General features: G+C 60.0%; 20 protein-coding genes and 1 tRNA gene. 5 read left to right on the forward strand and 16 right to left on the reverse strand.

Translation table 11 applies throughout. The features are described from left to right. Positions 1-86: 86 nt before the first annotated feature. Positions 87-290: a CsbD family protein gene (locus HCK86_RS20595; protein ID WP_176086372.1), complete on the reverse strand. Its 204-nt coding sequence runs from the start codon at positions 288-290 to the stop codon at positions 87-89. 329 nt (positions 291-619) lie between these two features. Continuing rightward, complete coding sequence (locus HCK86_RS20600; protein WP_176086373.1) at positions 620-817, reverse strand: CsbD family protein; 198 nt, start codon at positions 815-817, stop codon at positions 620-622. 359 nt (positions 818-1,176) lie between these two features. Here HCK86_RS20600 and HCK86_RS20605 point away from each other — a divergent pair, with 359 nt between their 5' ends. Next, positions 1,177-2,832, forward strand: a complete 1,656-nt coding sequence (locus HCK86_RS20605; RefSeq protein ID WP_176086374.1) for a CHASE domain-containing protein — start codon at positions 1,177-1,179, stop codon at positions 2,830-2,832. Between the two features lie 19 nt (positions 2,833-2,851). Here HCK86_RS20605 and HCK86_RS20610 read toward each other — a convergent pair whose 3' ends face one another. Together HCK86_RS20610 and HCK86_RS20615 are read right to left on the reverse strand one after the other, a co-directional pair. Further along, the gene (locus HCK86_RS20610) at positions 2,852-3,403 is read right to left on the reverse strand and encodes a disulfide bond formation protein B (protein ID WP_176086375.1); all 552 of its coding nucleotides are present in this window, start codon (positions 3,401-3,403) and stop codon (positions 2,852-2,854) included. Between the two features lie 9 nt (positions 3,404-3,412). After that, positions 3,413-3,568, reverse strand: coding sequence for a DUF5993 family protein (locus HCK86_RS20615; RefSeq protein WP_176086376.1), 156 nt, complete (start codon positions 3,566-3,568; stop codon positions 3,413-3,415). A 317-nt stretch (positions 3,569-3,885) separates the two neighbouring features. On the opposite strand from HCK86_RS20615, the gene HCK86_RS20620 reads away from it, so the two are divergent. Next, a complete protein-coding gene (locus HCK86_RS20620; protein ID WP_176086377.1) occupies positions 3,886-5,091 on the forward strand; it encodes a TIGR03032 family protein in 1,206 nt (401 codons plus the stop codon). 91 nt (positions 5,092-5,182) lie between these two features. Here the strand turns inward: HCK86_RS20620 and HCK86_RS20625 are convergent. Then, a tRNA-Leu gene (locus HCK86_RS20625) sits at positions 5,183-5,267 on the reverse strand. Between the two features lie 178 nt (positions 5,268-5,445). Between HCK86_RS20625 and HCK86_RS20630 the strand changes: the two genes are divergently transcribed. Together HCK86_RS20630 and HCK86_RS20635 are read left to right on the forward strand one after the other, a co-directional pair. Then, positions 5,446-6,027: a YqaA family protein gene (locus HCK86_RS20630; protein WP_176086378.1), complete on the forward strand. Its 582-nt coding sequence runs from the start codon at positions 5,446-5,448 to the stop codon at positions 6,025-6,027. Positions 6,028-6,035: 8 nt separating this feature from the next. Continuing rightward, a complete protein-coding gene (locus tag HCK86_RS20635) occupies positions 6,036-6,554 on the forward strand; it encodes a disulfide bond formation protein B (protein WP_176086379.1) in 519 nt (172 codons plus the stop codon). A 276-nt stretch (positions 6,555-6,830) separates the two neighbouring features. On the opposite strand, the gene HCK86_RS20640 is transcribed toward HCK86_RS20635, so the two are convergent. The 9 genes from HCK86_RS20640 to HCK86_RS20680 form a co-directional block, all read right to left on the reverse strand. Continuing rightward, a complete protein-coding gene (locus tag HCK86_RS20640; RefSeq protein WP_141148911.1) occupies positions 6,831-7,175 on the reverse strand; it encodes a RidA family protein in 345 nt (114 codons plus the stop codon). Positions 7,176-7,224: 49 nt separating this feature from the next. Continuing rightward, complete coding sequence (locus tag HCK86_RS20645; protein WP_176086380.1) at positions 7,225-8,373, reverse strand: FAD-dependent oxidoreductase; 1,149 nt, start codon at positions 8,371-8,373, stop codon at positions 7,225-7,227. After that, entirely contained in the window at positions 8,370-9,782 is a 1,413-nt protein-coding gene (locus HCK86_RS20650; protein WP_176086381.1) for an NAD(P)/FAD-dependent oxidoreductase, read from the reverse strand. Before HCK86_RS20650 ends, HCK86_RS20645 begins: the two co-directional genes overlap by 4 nt. Then, entirely contained in the window at positions 9,779-10,081 is a 303-nt protein-coding gene (locus HCK86_RS20655) for a (2Fe-2S)-binding protein (RefSeq protein ID WP_176086382.1), read from the reverse strand. The genes HCK86_RS20650 and HCK86_RS20655 overlap by 4 nt, the downstream gene beginning before the upstream one ends. Next, complete coding sequence (locus HCK86_RS20660; RefSeq protein WP_176086383.1) at positions 10,053-11,192, reverse strand: FAD-dependent oxidoreductase; 1,140 nt, start codon at positions 11,190-11,192, stop codon at positions 10,053-10,055. The genes HCK86_RS20655 and HCK86_RS20660 overlap by 29 nt, the downstream gene beginning before the upstream one ends. Continuing rightward, on the reverse strand, positions 11,185-11,988 hold the full coding sequence (locus HCK86_RS20665) for an ABC transporter permease (protein ID WP_176086384.1): 804 nt from the start codon (positions 11,986-11,988) through the stop codon (positions 11,185-11,187). Before HCK86_RS20665 ends, HCK86_RS20660 begins: the two co-directional genes overlap by 8 nt. After that, on the reverse strand, positions 11,985-12,845 hold the full coding sequence (locus HCK86_RS20670; protein ID WP_176086385.1) for an ABC transporter permease: 861 nt from the start codon (positions 12,843-12,845) through the stop codon (positions 11,985-11,987). The genes HCK86_RS20665 and HCK86_RS20670 overlap by 4 nt, the downstream gene beginning before the upstream one ends. After that, positions 12,842-13,903: an ABC transporter ATP-binding protein gene (locus HCK86_RS20675; RefSeq protein ID WP_176086386.1), complete on the reverse strand. Its 1,062-nt coding sequence runs from the start codon at positions 13,901-13,903 to the stop codon at positions 12,842-12,844. The genes HCK86_RS20670 and HCK86_RS20675 overlap by 4 nt, the downstream gene beginning before the upstream one ends. Positions 13,904-14,105: 202 nt before the next feature. Further along, entirely contained in the window at positions 14,106-15,134 is a 1,029-nt protein-coding gene (locus HCK86_RS20680; RefSeq protein WP_176086387.1) for an ABC transporter substrate-binding protein, read from the reverse strand. 112 nt (positions 15,135-15,246) lie between these two features. On the opposite strand from HCK86_RS20680, the gene HCK86_RS20685 reads away from it, so the two are divergent. Next, positions 15,247-16,152, forward strand: a complete 906-nt coding sequence (locus tag HCK86_RS20685; protein ID WP_176086388.1) for a LysR substrate-binding domain-containing protein — start codon at positions 15,247-15,249, stop codon at positions 16,150-16,152. A 55-nt stretch (positions 16,153-16,207) separates the two neighbouring features. Here HCK86_RS20685 and HCK86_RS20690 read toward each other — a convergent pair whose 3' ends face one another. Together HCK86_RS20690 and HCK86_RS20695 are read right to left on the reverse strand one after the other, a co-directional pair. Then, a complete protein-coding gene (locus HCK86_RS20690; protein ID WP_176086389.1) occupies positions 16,208-16,765 on the reverse strand; it encodes an HNH endonuclease in 558 nt (185 codons plus the stop codon). 108 nt (positions 16,766-16,873) lie between these two features. Then, complete coding sequence (locus HCK86_RS20695; protein WP_176086390.1) at positions 16,874-17,518, reverse strand: DNA-3-methyladenine glycosylase 2 family protein; 645 nt, start codon at positions 17,516-17,518, stop codon at positions 16,874-16,876. Positions 17,519-17,564: the final 46 nt, after the last annotated feature.

The following is a 17,564-nucleotide window of genomic DNA, read 5'->3' on the forward strand; positions in this document are numbered from 1 at the left end:
AAGGGATACGGCCCGTTTGTTTATCGGCGGTCAGTGCCGCCGCAAATCATGACTGCCCCGCTTTCGCGCGGACGGCCAACCCACCATCAATGATGACGGTTGGCGAGCCAGGAATTCAGTTCGACCTCGGCCTCGTCGCGACCGCGCACATAATGCTGCTGGATCTTCGAGATCAGCTTGTCGCGGCTGCCGGCAATGAAATCGAGATCATCATTGGAAAGACGCGTCCACTTGGCGCGAACCTTCATCTTGCGTTCCGTCCAGTTATGTTCAACATCCTGCCATGCCATGGTCTTGATCCTTTCGAAAACGGGGACCCCATTTCCAGGCTCTTTTCCACGTAAAACGCAGTCTGCGGGTCTGATCCGGGATCTTTCAAGCGGCGCCAGAACAATCCGTCCGCCTTGACTTGTGTCACTCTGATTTATGCTCAATCTGGCAAAATGCAAGCAATCGCGAACATTTGGTCCGCATGGCTGCTATGTGTAAAACTCATATATTTGCAGATGCTTAGCGAGAAGGCATTTGCACCTCGCCTTGCGCACAGAAAAGGCAGCCGCGCCAGGCGCAGCTGCCTTTCACTCAATTTGCGACGTCGTCTTGCCGGCGGATCAGCCGATCAATGCCGCGACATCCACTCATCAACCTCACGCGCTGCCTCCGCCTCGGCCTTGCCGTAGCGCTCCTGAATCTTGCCGATCAGCTTGTCGCGCTCGCCGGCCACGATATCGACGTCGTCGGAGGTCAGCTTGCCCCATTGGGTACGGATCTCGCCCTTGAACTGCTTCCAGTTACCTTCAAGCTGGTTCCTGTTCATGATCTGCTCCTTCCTGGTTTATATCTGTCACACTATAAACGGGCGAAGCCTGTCAGAGTTCCCTGCAGCAACGATACCACTGCACAGCGGCAAGCGAGGACCGCCTGCAACAGGATTGCACAAAGAAAGAACGGCCCGCACAAAAAGCGATTGTATTGCGTGACTTAACCTGTCATCAAAATACATGTCGTCAAACATTTGCAGGCCATGTCAGCCGTCAATGCGCCTGCAGAACAAGACCTTCGTATTTCTACGCTTTGCGCCATCTTGACGCGTTTATTCAGAACTGACCCTGCAAGCGGTTCATCACCTTCATGTTCCGTGCAGTCTTCAGCCATCCGGCCCCCTGGAGTTTCCAATTGAATCGATTTCTACCTGCCCTGGTCTTTCTCGTTGTTGCGGCGATCGGCCTTGGCATGTCACTGTCGCTCTACCGGGCCTCAGAGGTCAAACGCGTCGCCAAATTCGAGGCCTATGCGGATGAAGCCGCCGCGCGGATCGTCGGACGTTACAAGCAGCATCTGTCGCTTCTCGAGGGCACAAAGGCCCTGTTTGAAGCGACATCCGGCGCGATCAACCGCACAGCCTTCAAGACCTATGTCGATGGTCTCGATACCGAAGGACGTTATGACGGCATCCAGGGTATCGGTTTCGCCCGCCTGATTCACGCCGGCAACGAAGGCGTTGTCGAAACCGAGATCAAACGGAATTATGGCAAGGACCGAAAGGTTTGGCCGGAGACAACGGATCAGGACTACCGCACGCCGATCGTTCTGCTGGAACCGAACGATATCCGCAACGATGTTGCGCTCGGCTATGACATGTACAGTGATCCGATCCGGCGGGCGGCCATGTCAGCAGCCTTTGCCACCGACACGCCGATGGCAAGCGGCCCGGTCCAGCTGGTTCAGGAAATCACGACTGACAAGCAGACCGGCTTCCTGATCTATGTGCCGTTCAAGGTCGACAATGACGACAGTTCGCTGCCGCTTTCAGGATTCGTCTATGCTCCCTTCCGCGCCGGCGATCTCTACCACGCCATCAGCACCGAGGAACCGATCCTGCCATTGCAGATAATGGCGACTGACGTGGAAACGAATATCACCATGTTCCAGTCCGATGGTTTCGCGAAGCCGGACACCACATCGCGCCTCTCCGCCGCCCGCGACGTTGATATCGGCGGACGGAAGTGGACGCTGCACATCCAGGCCGATGAGAGTTTCCGGGCCGATCAGTTCGATGTGACGCCCTTTGTGGTCGCCGCCGTCTCCCTGCTGCTGGCGGTGGCCCTGGCACTGTCGGCCCAATCGCAGATCAAGGCGCTTTCAACCGCCCGCGCCATGCATGAACTGAGCGAAAAGAGCCTTCAGGAGCGCGATCTGATGCTTCAGGAAATGAAGCACAGGATCAAGAACTCCATCGCCCGCGTTCTGGCCATGGCCCGGCAGACAGCACGCCATTCCGATGACCTGAAGGCCTTCATGGACAGCTATACGGCCCGCCTTCAGGCCATGTCGACAGCGCAGGATGTGCTGACCCGCTCGCACTGGCAACGCGCCGACCTGAAGGAACTCCTGACCAAGGAACTGGCCCAGGTCTTCGGCGATTCCGATGCCAGCTACGATATCACCGGGCCTGCCGTCGAGCTGGACGAAAAGGCGACCCAGGCCTTCAGCCTCACCTTCCACGAACTGGCCACCAATGCGCTCAAATATGGCGGCGTGTCAGAGGCTGGCGCCAGCCTGAGTGTCGACTGGGCCTATGAGGAAGCTGGCAGGAACCGCAAGCTCAGGCTGACATGGTCGGAAACCGGTAGCGAACCCGTTACACCGCCGACCAAAAAGGGATTTGGCACACGGCTGATCGACGCCAATATCATCGGCGAACTGAATGGCTCGATCGAGCGGCATTATCGCGAGATGGGACTTTCCATTGCGATCATTGTCCCGGCAGCAGAGATGATCACCAAGCGCCGCTGGCGCCGGCGCCGGCGCGCCGGCACGGAAACGGTCTGAGCGGTCAGCCGTTTCCGGCTCATTTCAACAGCGCATCAAGCCCGATATAGCCCGTCGGGTTGTCCGGGCAGAGGCCGAAACCGCATTCGGCCAGCGTCGAAACGCCATTGCCGAGCGCCATCAGCGCAAACAGGCCCAAGACGGCAATTCCGAGCCGGGTGAGACCGCCAACGGCGCCTTTTCCGGCGGGGCGCGTCAGAAGCAGCATCAGCCCGGAGCCGAGGCAGACCAGCACGAACAGAATAAAGGCCCAGCTGTAGAAATGCAGGCCGAGAAAGGGTGCACCATAGCTGCCTGTGCCCGGAACCACATGCAGCGCCACCTGCCTGAGCGCCGCCGCCCCGCCAACGACCGCGCCGACGATCATCACCCCATAATGGCGGGCAGCCGAACCGAACAGCACATTCAGCGCCAGCCCCGTCCCGACAACGACAAAGCCGGCCCGCTGCAGAATACAGAGAGGACATGGCAGTTCACCGCCATAAAACTGATCGGCAAAGGCGAACAGCAGGACGATGGATATCGCCAGAAGTCCGAGAACGTTGAGATGATAGGCGATCCGCTCCGACATATCGGCCTCCTAAAGATTGATTGCCAGAGGATCAGTGGCATGCAGCTTGAGCAGCACCACCAGCGCGGCAATCGCCGCAACGGCAAGCCAGACCGCCGCACCCCGCTGGCCACGCCAGGCAAAGGCCAGCGAAACCGCACAGGCAAAGAATGGTATTGTCATCATGATCCCGCTCCTCCATTGGCTCGATAGATGCACAATTTCAGACCCTTAACACAGAAGCAACCGCGCACCGGCATCTTGCACGGTTTTGGCCCTGCACCTTGCATCGCGCACTGACATGTCAGAGGTGCAAATATCCGGACTTTTTCTGACAATTTGGCCAAACCCTTAAGATCCGGTCCTGTTCTGCCCGCGTCCATGTCACTCGGCGATTGCATAGGCCAGCCGTGGGTGCAATATCTGTCGGGCATAACATGAAAACAGCCGCCTGTGCCGGATCCCCTCGAAAAGCCGGCGGACAGACCAAGAGAGAATGAAACATGAGTGAAGGCCAGCAGCCGCCCCTTTCCGAAACCAGCGGCACGGCCGAGGAAACTGCAAATGCTGAACACGCGAAGGTTCAGCCGGCGGATGCACCCGGCTCCGCCCCGGTCGCCGCCGAAACGCTGCAGACCAATGTCACCTGTTCGCGCGGTTTCCCGCAATGGCTGGCGATGAACAACTGCTCCCTGGCCTTCACCTCCTATCAGACCGGCCAGCTTTTCCTCGTCGGCACGCTGCCGAACGGGTCGCTGTCGCTGCACCAGCGCAATTTCGTGCGCGCCATGGGGTTGATCGCCGATTCCCAGCGCATGCTGCTGGCTGGTCTTGCCCAGATCTGGCGCTTCGAAAATGTTCTCGCCCCGAACGAGCGGGCCAACCAGACCTTTGACAAGCTTTACGTTCCGCGTCGCGGCCAAACCGTCTCCGATCTCGATGTTCACGAGTTGGGCGTCGACAATGCCGGACGGCTTCTGTTCGTGAACACAAAATATTCCTGCCTGGCCACGGATAGCGTGGTTCACTCGTTCAAGCCGGTCTGGCGCCCGCCCTTCATCTCGAAGCTCGCGCCGGAGGACCGCTGCCATCTGAACGGTCTGGCGATGGATAACGGCGTGCCACGCTACGTCACCTCTGTTTCAACCTCCGACATCGTCGACGGCTGGCGCAATCAGCGCCGCGATGGCGGCGTGATCGTTGATATTGAGACGGACGAGATCGTCGCCGAAGGGCTTTCCATGCCGCATTCGCCGCGCCTGCATGACGGCGCGCTCTGGTTTCTTGATTCCGGCAATGGCTATCTGACACGGCTTGACCTGCAGAGCCGGAAGAAGGACCGCATCGCCTTCTGCCCCGGATTTCTGCGCGGTCTGTCCTTCTATAATGGTCACGCCGTCGTCGGGCTTTCGCTGGCACGCCGCGAGGGCGTGTTCTCGGGCCTCAACCTTCAGGACGAGCTGGAAAAGCGCAAGGGCGAAGCATGGTGCGGCCTGCAGATCATCAATACCAATAATGGCGACATCGTCGAATGGCTGCGGCTGGAAGGCGGCATCAAGGAGCTTTTCGATGTCCGCATCATTCCCGGCGTGCGCTGCCCGATGGCGCTGCCGACCTTCGGCCCGGACCTTGCCAGCTTCATTACCATCGAAGCCCCCGACCGCCCCTTGTCAGAACGCGGCTTCCAGGCAGCAGCACTGCCGCAATGACAGAACCCGGCTGCGCGGTCACCATCCGCGCAGCATCACCGGCATTGTGCGGCAACGGCCTGAAATCATCTGATTGTGCGATCAGGTAATTTGGTGCCCCTTGCCGGGATCGAACCAGCACTCCTCTCGGAACCTGATTTTGAGTCAGGCGCGTCTACCAATTCCGCCAAAGGGGCCCTTGAGCTTGGCTAGCGGCGCGAATATACGGAGCCTGCGGTGAAGGTCAACCGGAATTTGATCCTGAACATATAAATCCCCGCCGTCACGCAGTAGTGATTGATTGTGTTCATGCTCGGGATTTATCATTGGTTACGCATACTTTATTCGTTCAACCACCAAAGTCTCAGGATATCCATGCTGCGCCGCCTTTACGACTGGACCATGTCCCTTGCCTCGACACGACACGCCGAACGTGCGCTGTTTGCGGTTTCCTTTGCGGAAAGCTCGTTTTTTCCGATCCCGCCGGATGTGCTTCTGATCCCGATGGTGATCGCCAAGCCGGCCAAATGGCTGAGGATCGCGCTGATCTGCACCATCGCCTCGATTCTCGGCGCCATGCTGGGCTATGCGATCGGAGCGTTCCTGTTCGAGGCAATCGGCAAGCCCATCCTGGCCTTTTATGGCAAGCAGGATTCGTTCGAGAAAATCGCCGAATGGTACAATACCTGGGGTGGCTGGGGCGTGCTCTTCGCAGCGATTACCCCCTTCCCCTACAAGGTGCTGACGATTTTCTCCGGCGCAACCGGGCTCAATTTCGCGATATTCCTGCTGGTCAGCGTCATCGGCCGCGCCTTCCGCTTCTTTATCGTCGCCTTTCTGCTGCACCATTTCGGCCCGCAGATCCGCGATTTCATCGAGAAATATCTCGGCATCCTCTTCACGGCCTTCGTCATATTGCTTGGCGGCGGCTTCTACCTGGTCAAATTCGTCTTCTAGGATAAAGCATGATCCCGTCCGTCATCAGCGCCCATCGTCGGCTTGTCGGCCTTTCCCTGACCACACTTGGCATGGCGGTTTCCGTCGGCTCGGCGCTTGGTTTCGAACATATCGGCGGCTACATCCCCTGCCATCTGTGCCTTCTGGAGCGCAATCCCTATTATATCGGCATTCCGATCGGCATCATCGGCCTTCTTGCCTACCGTTTCGGCTGGGATCTTCTCGCAAGGCTCTGCCTTCTGGTGATTGCCGCGCTGATGATCTGGGGCATGGGCATGGGCATCTATCATTCGGGCGTCGAGTGGCATTTCTGGGCCGGCCCGACCGATTGCTCCGGCTCGACCGCCGGCGTCACCCGCAATGCGGCAAATCTCCTCGGCGACCTCAACAGCATCACCGGCCCGAAATGCGATGAGGCGGCGCTGCGCGTGCTCGGCCTTTCCTTCGCCGGCTGGAATGTCGTCGTCTCGATCATCATCGCCGCGATCGCCTTCTGGGGCATGCTTGGCGGCAAGAAGGCTGCCTGATCCCGGCCGTCTCAAGCCAAAGACAGAGAAAGCCATTCATATTTCATGTTTGAGGTGGGGTGGCTTCTCCCTCCGTCGTCATCCCCCTTGCTTGTCACGGGGATCCAGACTGATAAGGCATTGAATAGACAAGTCCTTTCGCCGCGAGGACGCGCGTCGGCTGGATGCCTGTGGACCAAGCACAGGCATGACGTCAGAAAAGGGGGCGAGGCTTTGTCGCCAGCCTGAGCCCCGATGCAGCGCAGCGGGGCTTTTGTCATTTCAGGGCGCGGCCGCTCAGCGGACCGCCGAAACGACAACCTCGATCAGCACGTTCTTGCCCAGTTCGGCAACGCCGATGGTGGCGCGGGTCGGCAGATGTTCAGCCGGGATCCAGTTGAGCCAGGCTTCGTTCATGCCTTCCTTCTGGTCGAAATCGGTGATGTAGAGCATCGCCGTGACCAGCTTTTCCTTTGATGAGCCGACTTCGGCCAGCAGCTTGTCGATCTTGGCGCAGATCTGTTCGGTCTGGCCCTTCATGTCGAGCGACAGGTCATCGGCAATCAGACCGCCGAAATGCAGGATACCGCCAGCCTCGACGACACGGTGATTGATACGGGTTTGGACATAGCGATTGAGCAAGGTCTTCTCCTTCTTGGCTACTCAGATTGTGTTTGGGTGCGGCGGAGCGCTAGATGGCGGCATCCGCAAAACGGGTAATTGAAAAAGGCGCGATCGGTGCGTTGGTTCTGCCGGTGGCGATCAGCTCGGCCATCAGTTCCCCGACCCCGGGGCCCATCTGGAAGCCGTGGGCGGAAAAGCCGAAGGCATAGAACAGGTTGTCATGGATCGCCGAAGGGCCGATCACCGGAATGTCGTCAGGCATGCGCCCCTCAACACCGGACCAGCTTCTGACAATCGTTGCGCCACGCATGATCGGAAAGATCGACATGGCGGTCTCGGCGGTCAGCTGCAGATTACGGAACAGGATTTCCGACATGTTGCTGCTTCTGTCCGCCCGGCCGCGCCGGCCGCCGCCGATGACGACGGTTCCGTTCGGCATCTGCTTGAACGAGAGCGGCCGGCCGGCCGCGCCGACGACAGCATCGCAGAAATGCGGCAGGCGGGCCGTCACGATCATCATCGGCGCGATCGCTTCGACAGGAGCAGGCTCGCCAAGCATTGCAGAGAGTTCGCCAGCCCAGGCGCCACCGGCAATCATCAGCTTCTCGGCCGAAAATTCCCCGCCTGTGGTGTGAACCTTCCACACGCCATCACCCTTTGCCACGGACAAAGCGCGGGTATTCTCAAAGAAACGCACGCCCTTTTCCTGCGCCTTCCGCTGAAAGGCAAAGGTTGTCTGAAACGGCTGGGCAAAGCCATCCTTCAGGCTCGCCAGCCCACCAACCGCATGATCGGCAACCGCCGGAAGATGAGACCGCAAAGCATCGCGATCGAGGATCACCTCATGCTCAAACCCCATGCTGCGCAGATCAGCAGCACGGTCTGCAAGCTTTGCAAGCTCTGCCTCCGTTTCGGCAACCTTGATCTGCGGCGCGACCTGAAAGCCGCAATCATCGTCCAGCAGATCGGCAATTTTGTACCAGATCTGCATCGAGCGGTCCGAGATCGGCACTTCGGCATAATGCCGACCCAGACGGCGCACGCCGCCGGCATTGACGCCGGAGGCATGGCGGGCAACCGTGTCCTTCTCGATCACCACCACATTGAGCCCGCGCATGGCCGAGAAAAGCGCTGCCGAAGACCCGTGAATGCCACCGCCGATGATGACGAGATCGGCAGTCCGGGCGGCATCCGGCAGGCGCGGATCGGTGCTCATTCGGCTGCCACGCCGCTTGTGGCGGTCTCTTCCGGCTCTTCGGGATGATAGGCTGCAAGCTCTGAAAGCGGGATCGGCTTGAGCGGCGGACGAATACGGTAATATCCGGTCTCATCGGGCGTTTCGCCCTTGCGATCGGCAATGATCCCAGCCACCGCCAGACCGCAGACGCGGCCCTGGCACGGCCCCATTCCGGCGCGCAGCATGGATTTCACCTGGTTCGGTCCCGGTGCGCCCAGATCAGCCATTTTGCGAATGTCACCGGCCGTGACTTCCTCGCAGCGGCAGACGATTGTCGCATCGGCCGGTGCCAGGATCTCAGGCGCCGGCGCATAGATCTTCTCCAGCATCGGCCGGACCGAAATATCCCTGGCGATACCGGCCTCAAGCCGGACCATGCGTTCGGGTGAAACGGCGATCCCATGCGCTTTGGCGATGTGAAGCGCGGCCAGCTTTCCGGCAAGCGCCGCCGATTTGGCGCCGTTGATCGACGCCCCGTCACCGGCGACATAAACGCCCTTGACGCTGGTCTCTCCGGCATCATTGAGAACCGGGCGGAAACAATGCTGCGATGCGTCCCATTTGTGCTCAGCGCGCACGAGCCGCGTGACCTGCTGGTTCGGCACCACACCCTGATGCAGCGCAATCGCTGTTGCGGCGATGCGATGTGTCTTGCCACCCTTCCTGAAGGTGATTGCCTCTGCTGCATCCTCGCCTTCGATAGCAAGATCGGAGGCGCCGGAATGGATCGGCACACCGGCCGCCTTCAGCCGCGCCACCATCAGCGCACCCTTGATCAGATATTCGCGTGCTCTGAGCGCTTTCGGCACCAGCGACATGGCCGACATCACCCGGCCCTTGGGCAGGTTCTCGATGATCGCCTTCGGCGGTGCGCCAGCATTCAGCATCTGCACGGCAACGAGCCAGAGCAGCGGCCCGGCCCCGGCAAGCACGCAATCTTCCCGCACCACACCGGCCGTTTTCATCAGGATCTGCAAAGCGCCTGCGGTCGTCACACCGGGCAGCGTCCAGCCGGGGACTGGAACCGGACGCTCCAGCGCGCCCGTGGCCACCAGAATGGATTTGGCGACAAGCCGGGCTGCGGCCCCTTCCCGGCTGTAATCAACCGTCTTGTCGGACCCGATATTCCACACCAGCGTGCCGGGCAGATAATCCACCTCGGCCAGACGGAAGCTCTCGACCAGCGAACGGCCCGTGCCGTAATCCTTGCCGAGAACCTGCAACCGCTTTTCCGATGCGGTTTCGATGCCGCGATAGATCTGGCCGCCGGGACGCGGCTGTTCGTCCATGACGGTGACCGAAAGTCCGGCTTTCTTGGCTTCAACGGCGGCAGCCATGCCTGCGGGCCCTGCACCGATAATCAGCAGATCAACTTGCCTGACACTCATAGTTCCAGCTCCGCACTGCCCTTTTGACGCTTTACCACGAGGCCTTCGCTTACCTCGGTCATGCAGGCCTGCCGGTTGGGCTGACCGTCGACATTGACGAGACAGTCGAAGCAGGCGCCCATCATGCAATAGACGCCGCGCGGACTGCCCGAGACGACCGATGCACGGAAATCGGTAATGCCGGCGGCCGTCAGTGCGGCTGCAACGCTGTCACCGGCCTGAGCGGTGATGGTCTCGCCCTCGAAGGTGAAGGTGAGCGTATCGGCGCTATCAATGCGCCGCGTTTTCGTCGGTGCCATGACCGAACCTCCTTGCAGAAAAGACATCCATGTCCGGGTCGAGCGCGCCCTTTGCCAGCATCGGCGCCAGCACTTTCGCGTGGACACCGGCAAGCGTGACGCCGGAATGGCAGTTGATCGAAAATGCGCCCGGATGGCTCTCGGATTGCTGATAGATCGGAAATCCATCGGGGCTGAGCACGCGCACCGCTGCCCAGCTGCGGATGATCCGCGCCTTGGCCAGAACCGGCAATGTCTTGACCGCATCACGGGCGATCCGGGTCAGTTCCGGCATGCCGCTTTCGGTGGAATAGCCGGTGTTCTCATGACTGTCGCCCAGCATCACCGTCCCCTCCTCCGTCTGGCGGAGAATATGGGTCGGCATAGGCAGAAGCGGCTTCAGTCGCTCGGTCACCAGGATCTGGCCCTTTTCCGGCACCAGCGGCACGTTGAGGCCGACCGAGGGGCCGAGCCATTTATTGCCATGGCCGGCGGCCAGTACCACCTTGGCGCCCCTGAACGTTCCCTTGGCCGTGGTGACCCGGAAGCCGGAGCCATCCCGTTCGACCGCCTCGACCTTTGAGTCCGAGACATAGCGCACGCCATGCCCAGCTATGTCGGTATGGAGGCCGCGCAGCAGCCTGAGAGGGCTCGCATGACCGTCATGCGGACAGTAGCTTGCGGCAACAACGGCTGGGCCAAGGCCCGGAACGAGTTTCAGAAGCTCGGTGCGATCGATGATCTCGGCACCGTAGCCGGCAGCGCCATTGACATTGTGCATCCGGGCAATATGCGCCTTGCGGGTCTCGACCTCTTCTTCAGAGAAGAGAAACTGCAGCCCCCCGGGCTTGTGGTAATCAGGTGCAATGCCGGTCGCTGCGGCAAGTTCTTCGGAAAATTCCGGCCACAGATCGGCAGAGCGACGGGTCCAGCGCGCATATTCGGGCATTTTCTCGCCCTTGGATTGGACCCAGACAAGACCGAAATTGCCCCGGCTGGCGCGCAGCGCGATATCGCCCTCGTCCAGCACGGTCACGCGTTCGCCAGCACGCGCAAGCCCATAGGCAAGGGCTGCGCCCACCAGTCCACCACCGACAACCAGCGTGTCGGCGGCACTCACATTCTCAGACATGTTTCCCTTCTCCGATCAGAAGCTTGTCCAGTCCATAGAGCCGGTCGACCAGGACCATCACGCCGATGGTGAACAGCACGGCAACAGCCGAAACCGATGCCACCAGCGGATCGGTGGTCTGGGCGATATGCGAGAACAGGCGGACAGGCAGGGTGGTGGTCGACGGGTTGACGATGAAGATCGTCACGGTCACCTCGTCGAAACTGGTAATGAAGGCAAGAACCCAGCCGCCGACAATGCCGGGCAGGATCGATGGCAGGGTGATGCGATAAAAAACGGTCCAGTGCGAGGCACCGAGCGATATGGCTGCCTTTTCAACCGTGCGGTCGAGGCCGGTCAGCGAGGCCAGCACCAGCCGCAGCACATAGGGTGTGATCACAACCGCATGGCAGATGACCAGGCCGGAGAAGGTGCCGTTCAGACCGATCAGCGTCAGAAAACGCAGGAAGGCGATACCGAGCACGACCGTCGGCACCATCAGCGGCGACATCAGAAAGGCCAGCAATGCCTCTCGCCCGGAAAAGCGGCCGCGATCAAGCGCCAGCGCCGCCGGCACCGCAACAATTGTTGCAAGACAGGCCGCCAGAACCCCCAGTTCCAGACTGTTGACGGCCGCCTCGATGAACTCGGGATTATCGAGGATCGCCCGGAACCAGCGAAACGAAATGCCGCTCGGCGGAAATTCGAGATAGCCGGTGGGCGTGAAGGCGACGCCGATGACGACGATGATCGGCGCCAGCATGAAGGCGGCAAAGAGGAGATTGAAAAGCGTTGCGAAAGCACCGTTGCGTCTCATGCGTAGGCCCTCCCGAAGCGGTTTTCCACCAGCCGGTTCCAGGCAACCATGACCACCAGAATGGCAACCATCAGCAGCATGGCAATGGCAGCACCCAGCGGCCAGTTCAGCGTGTTCATGAACTCATCATGCACCGCCGTCGCCACCACCTTGACCCGGCGGCCGCCGAGAATGGCAGGCGTGGCAAAGGCTGACGCCGAGAGCGAGAAGACGATCAGCGAACCGGAGAGGACACCGGGCACGGCCTGCGGCAGCACGATGCGCCAGAAGATGGTGAGCGGCGAAGCGCCAAGGCTTTCGGCAGCGGCTTCGGTCGAGGGATCCTGCCGCTGCAGCGCAGCCCAGACCGCCAGAACCATGAAGGGGATCATCACATGCACCAGTGCCAGCACGATGCCGCCGGAGGTATACATCATCTTGATGGGCCGTTCGATCAGACCGATATTCATCAGGAAATTATTGATCACGCCCTTGTTGCCGAGAATGATCGCCCAGCCAAGCGTGCGCACCACCACCGAGATCAGCAGCGGGCCGAGCACGACGAGGATCATCACCGAACGCGCCGCCGGGCGCATGCGGTTGAGGAAATAGGATGCGGGCACGCCAATGACGATGCAAAAGAACGTCGTTGCCAGCGCAATGCCGAAGGTCCGGCCGAAAATCTCGTAGAAATAGCTATCGCCCAGCACATCTGCATAGTTTTTCAGGCTGTAGCTGTCATCGATGCCGCCATAAAAATCGAACTGGTGGAATGACAGAATGAAGGTCATGACCAGCGGCGCCAGCAGGAAGACGGCAAACAGGATCAATGCAGGCGCCGACAAAAACCAGTGGCCTTGCTTGGAAAGCGCGCTCATGCCTCGGCCTCCTGAACCGGCAGAACACGCATGTCATGCGGGGTGAAGGAAAGCCCGACCGTATCGCCGATATCAGCCTCGTTCATGCCCATGTTGCGCCGGACCACCAGCAATTCGCCGATCGGCGTTTCAATCGTCAGCAGCCACTGATTGCCAAGGAAAACCCGCTCCAGCACCTTGCCGGTAAACCGCGGGTTTTCCGGGCTGAACTGAATGCGTTCCGGCCTCAGCGAAATCAGCGCCGGTCCGGGCCTGAGCTTGACGGGAAGCCCTTCCAGCGTCATCCCGCGACAGTTTAGCACCGAGCCTTCATCACCGGAGGAGATCAGCGTTGCCGACAGAAGATTGCTTTTGCCGATGAAGGACGAGACGAAGGCAGTCCGCGGCGTGTCATAGATCTCGAAGGGGGCGGCTTCCTGTTCGATGCGCCCCTTTTCCATGACCACGACACGATCGGAAAGCGCCAGCGCCTCGGCCTGATCATGGGTGACCATCAACGTCGTGACGCCGGCCTCGCGCTGGATACGGCGCAGCTCGATCTGCATTTCCTCACGCAGTTTGGCATCGAGGTTGGAAAGCGGCTCATCAAGCAGCAGCAGTTCCGGCTCGATCACCAGCGCGCGTGCAAGGGCCACGCGCTGCCGCTGGCCGCCGGACATGGCACGCGGATAGCGGTCTGCCAGATGGCTGAGATGGACCAAATCGAGCGCCCGGTCGACGCGTCTCTTGCGCTCATCCTTGGCAACCTTGCGCATCTCAAGGCCGAAGGAAACATTTTCCGCCGCCGTCATATGCATGAACAGGGCGTAGGTCTGAAACACGATGCCAAGGCCGCGATGGCGCGCCGGAATGGCCGCGAGGTCGCGCCCGTTCAGCGTGATGTGCCCGGAGCTGACATCTTCGAAGCCGGCAATCATCTGCAGGGTCGTCGTCTTGCCGCAGCCGGAAGGCCCGAGCAGGGAAACGAAACTGCCGCGTTCGACATTGAAGGAAATACGGTCAACGGCCGTGGTCGGGCCATAACGCTTGGTCAGCGCATTGAGTTCAAGAAAAGCCATCTCGCCAAAACTCTCAATCTCAGGAAAAACTGATCGCATCGCCGTTTCGGCCTTCCCGCCGGTTCAGCGAGGGGGGAAGCTTTGACGGAAAGGCCGCAACCGGCGGCGCCATGAAGCATGGCGCGCCCGATCCGATCTGTGCAAGGGGCGGAGGTGCCGCCGCGGCATTTTCATACCGCGGCGGCTGCCGTCCATGTTGCGATCAGCGCTCGACCTCGCGGTTCCAGCGCGTCGTCCAGTCCTGACGGTTGGGGTTGATGACATCCCAGTCAACCGTGATCAGCGAGTTGATCTTGTCGCCATAGGGCAGTGTTTCGGCCAGTGCCGGCGGCAGTTCTGCCTTCTTGTTGACCGGACCGGCGCCCATGGCGTCAGCCAGTTTCACCTGGATCTCCGGATCCAGAAGGTAATCGATAAAGGCCTGGGCCTCATCCGAAACGTCGCTGTCAACCACCGGACATGCTGCCAGCATCAGCGCAACAGCGCCTTCCTTGGGATAGATGAAGCCGGCCGGGAAACCGGTGTCAGCCAGCGACTTGGTGCGGCCTGAGCCCCAGACCGAAAGGGCAATTTCGCCGGACTGGAACAGTTCCGACATCTTGCCCGAAGACGGTTCGAACACCAGAACATTCGGCGCAACCTCATCGGCCATGGCCGTAAAGCCCGGATCGATATCATTTTCGCCACCGCCAGCATCGCGCGCCAGCATCACCAAGGCATGCAGGCCATAGGTGTTGCTGATCGGCGGAACCGAGAGGATCTGATTATATTTCGGGTCCTTCAGGTCTTCCCAGCTGGTCGGCAGATCCCAGCCTTCCTTGGCGAACCAGTCCTTGTTGTAGGTGAAGCCGGTCGCGACAAAGCCGATGCCGATCGCATCCGGGCTGAACTTGGCGATGTCGTAGACATCGTCCTTGGCGGCGGACTGGGTCATCGGCGCGCAGAAGCCAAGCGCATCCGCCTGATACATCGGGCCATCGTCAAGGATCACGACGTCGAGTTCCTGGGCACCTTTCTGCGCCTGCAGACGGGCCAGATTTTCCGTCGAATTGCCAGCGACGAAGGCAATCTTCACATCATGGGTCTTTTCGAATTCCGGGATGATCAGCTCTTTCATCAGCGTTTCAAACGAACCGCCATAGCCGCCAACCGTCAGCGTTTTTGTTTCCGCAAAGGCACTCGTGGCCAGCAGCGATGCAGCCGCTGCCAGCAAAATTCCGCTCTTCTTCATCTTTGTTCCCCTTATCGGTTTTGTATGAAGCACAATGAGTGTCCCTTGACCTTTGATATTCCGCAAATGATTTAAGTTTGCTTGTCCATAACCATCGGTTATATTGATCGACATGGCCCGGGCAAATATCCGACAGATCGAAGCTTTCAATGCCGTAATAAAAGGCGGTTCCGTCACCAAGGCGGCCGAAGCGCTGTTCATTTCGCAACCGGCGGTGACCAAGCTGGTACAGGCCTTCGAGCAGTCATGCGGCTTCAAACTGTTCGTCCGCTCGCAGGGGCGCCTGTTGCCGACCCAGGAAGCACGCCGCCTTTTCTCCGAGACCGAAGGCTTCATGACCGGGGTTGAGCGGATCGAAAACACCGCCAATGCCATCCGCACGTCAGAGCGCGGCGATATTTCGGTGGTCGCCTACCCCGCCCTGTCGCTGCGGCTTCTGCCGCGTTATGCAGCACGCTTTCTCGCCAACCGACCGGATGTCCGGCTGACCATCCTGACCCGCAATTCCACCGATATCTCCAATTCGATGCTGGCGCGCGCCGCCGATTTCGGCATTTCGCTGCGCCCGACGCAGGATACGGGCATCATCTGCCGCCCGTTCCGCGAGAACTGGATGTGCTGTGCCCTGCCGGCCGGACACAGGCTCGCCGGCAATGAGGTCATTGATCTGACAGAGATCGAGAACGAACCGCTGATCTGTCTCGGGCAGGACGACCAGTCCAGACGCGTGACCGATGATGCGCTGGCGCGTTTCGGCGTCAAGGTCCGCCGGCTGATTGATGTTCAGATGGCCGATACCGCCTGCATGCTGGTCAGCGAAGGCCTCGGCATTTCGCTGGTGCCCTCCATCGCCTCGATCGGCTGGGAGGGACAGAACATAGTCTTCCGCCCGCTCGCCCAGCCCTTCAGCACGTCGATGTGGCTCTATACCTCGGCATGGGAGGAAATGTCGGAACTGGCCAAACTGCTGCTTGAAGCCGTCGAGAACGGCATTGAAGAGGTCGAGCAGGCCTTCTGACCGCGCTGCAGACAGCATGAAGTCGCATCGGCAATCGCGCGGCCCGCGCCGCGGATCAGGGTTCCAGTTCGCTATCCCAGTAAAGATAGTCGATCCAGCTTTCATGCAGGAAGTTCGGCGGGAACAGCCGGCCATTATTGTGGAGATCCTGCACTGTCGGCTGAAACGGTCTTTGATGCGGGATCATGCCGGCCTGCTTTGGCAGCTTGGATCCCTTTTTCAGATTGCAGGGAGAGCAGGCGGCGACGACATTGTCCCAGGTGGTCTCGCCACCGCGACAGCGCGGTATGACATGATCAAAGGTCAGCTCATCGCGCGAGCCGCAATATTGACACTGGAACCGGTCACGCAGGAACACATTGAAGCGGGTGAAGGCCGGATTGCGCGAAGGCTTGATATAGTGTTTCAGGCAGACAACACTCGGCAGCTTCATGGAAAAGCTTGGCGAAGAGACTTCCTGATCATATTCGGCAATGATGTTAACACGGTCGAGAAAGACCGCCTTGATCGCGTCCTGCCAGGACCATAGCGACAAGGGATAATAGCTCAGTGGCCTGTAGTCGGCGTTCAGAACAAGCGCCGGCAGGGCCTGTGGCGAGACTGCAATCGTCAAGGCACTCTCCTGATCGATTCGGCATCTACATCCTGTATATTAGGCCTGTTGTTACAGCATTGTGAAGCCTGATTAAAACTTCAGTGCAATTCTCTTTGTTTCGCAATTTCAGCCAAGTGGCAGCACATCGCGTTTCATTTCCCGTGCATAATAGGCCCAGAAAAGGCGTGCTGCCACGGAGCGGTGCGGCGCCCAGTCACGCGCCATTGCCCGGACGAAGTCAGCCGATGGCCGCTTGGCATGGGCAAAGGCATGGGCAATGGCTGCACGCAGGGCGAGATCGCCGGCCGGGAAAATATCGCCATGGCCGGCGGAAAACAGCAGATAGACCTCCGCGCTCCATGGGCCGATGCCTTTGAGCCGTGTCAGCGCCGCCATCGCCGCCTCGCTCTCCATGGCGCCAATGGCGGCAAGATCGAGCCTGCCCTCGACAATGGCAAGGGCGAGGCTCTCCAGCGTTTCCCGTTTCGCCCGCGTGAGCCCGAGCGCCATTCGCTGTGCCGGTGGAAGCGAAAGGAAACGCTGCGGCGTCAGCTCTGCGCAGGCAGCGGTGATCCGCGCCAGAATGGCGCTGGCAGCCTGTTTCGAAATCAGCTGCCCGACAACCACACCCGCCATTCCGGCAAAGCCCGAAGGTGCCCGTCGCAGCGGCAGCTGACCTGCCCGCGCGGCGACACGAGCAAGCGCGGGCGCAAGGGCGAGAAGCCGTGAAAGCTCGGTCTCGATATCCTTGCTGTTGTAAATTGCCGCCATTGGCACTACCCGTTGATTGATATCAGAGATCCCTGAAACCTTATTT

The organism is Martelella sp. HB161492 (assembly GCF_013184775.1).
Taxonomy (GTDB): domain Bacteria; phylum Pseudomonadota; class Alphaproteobacteria; order Rhizobiales; family Rhizobiaceae; genus Martelella.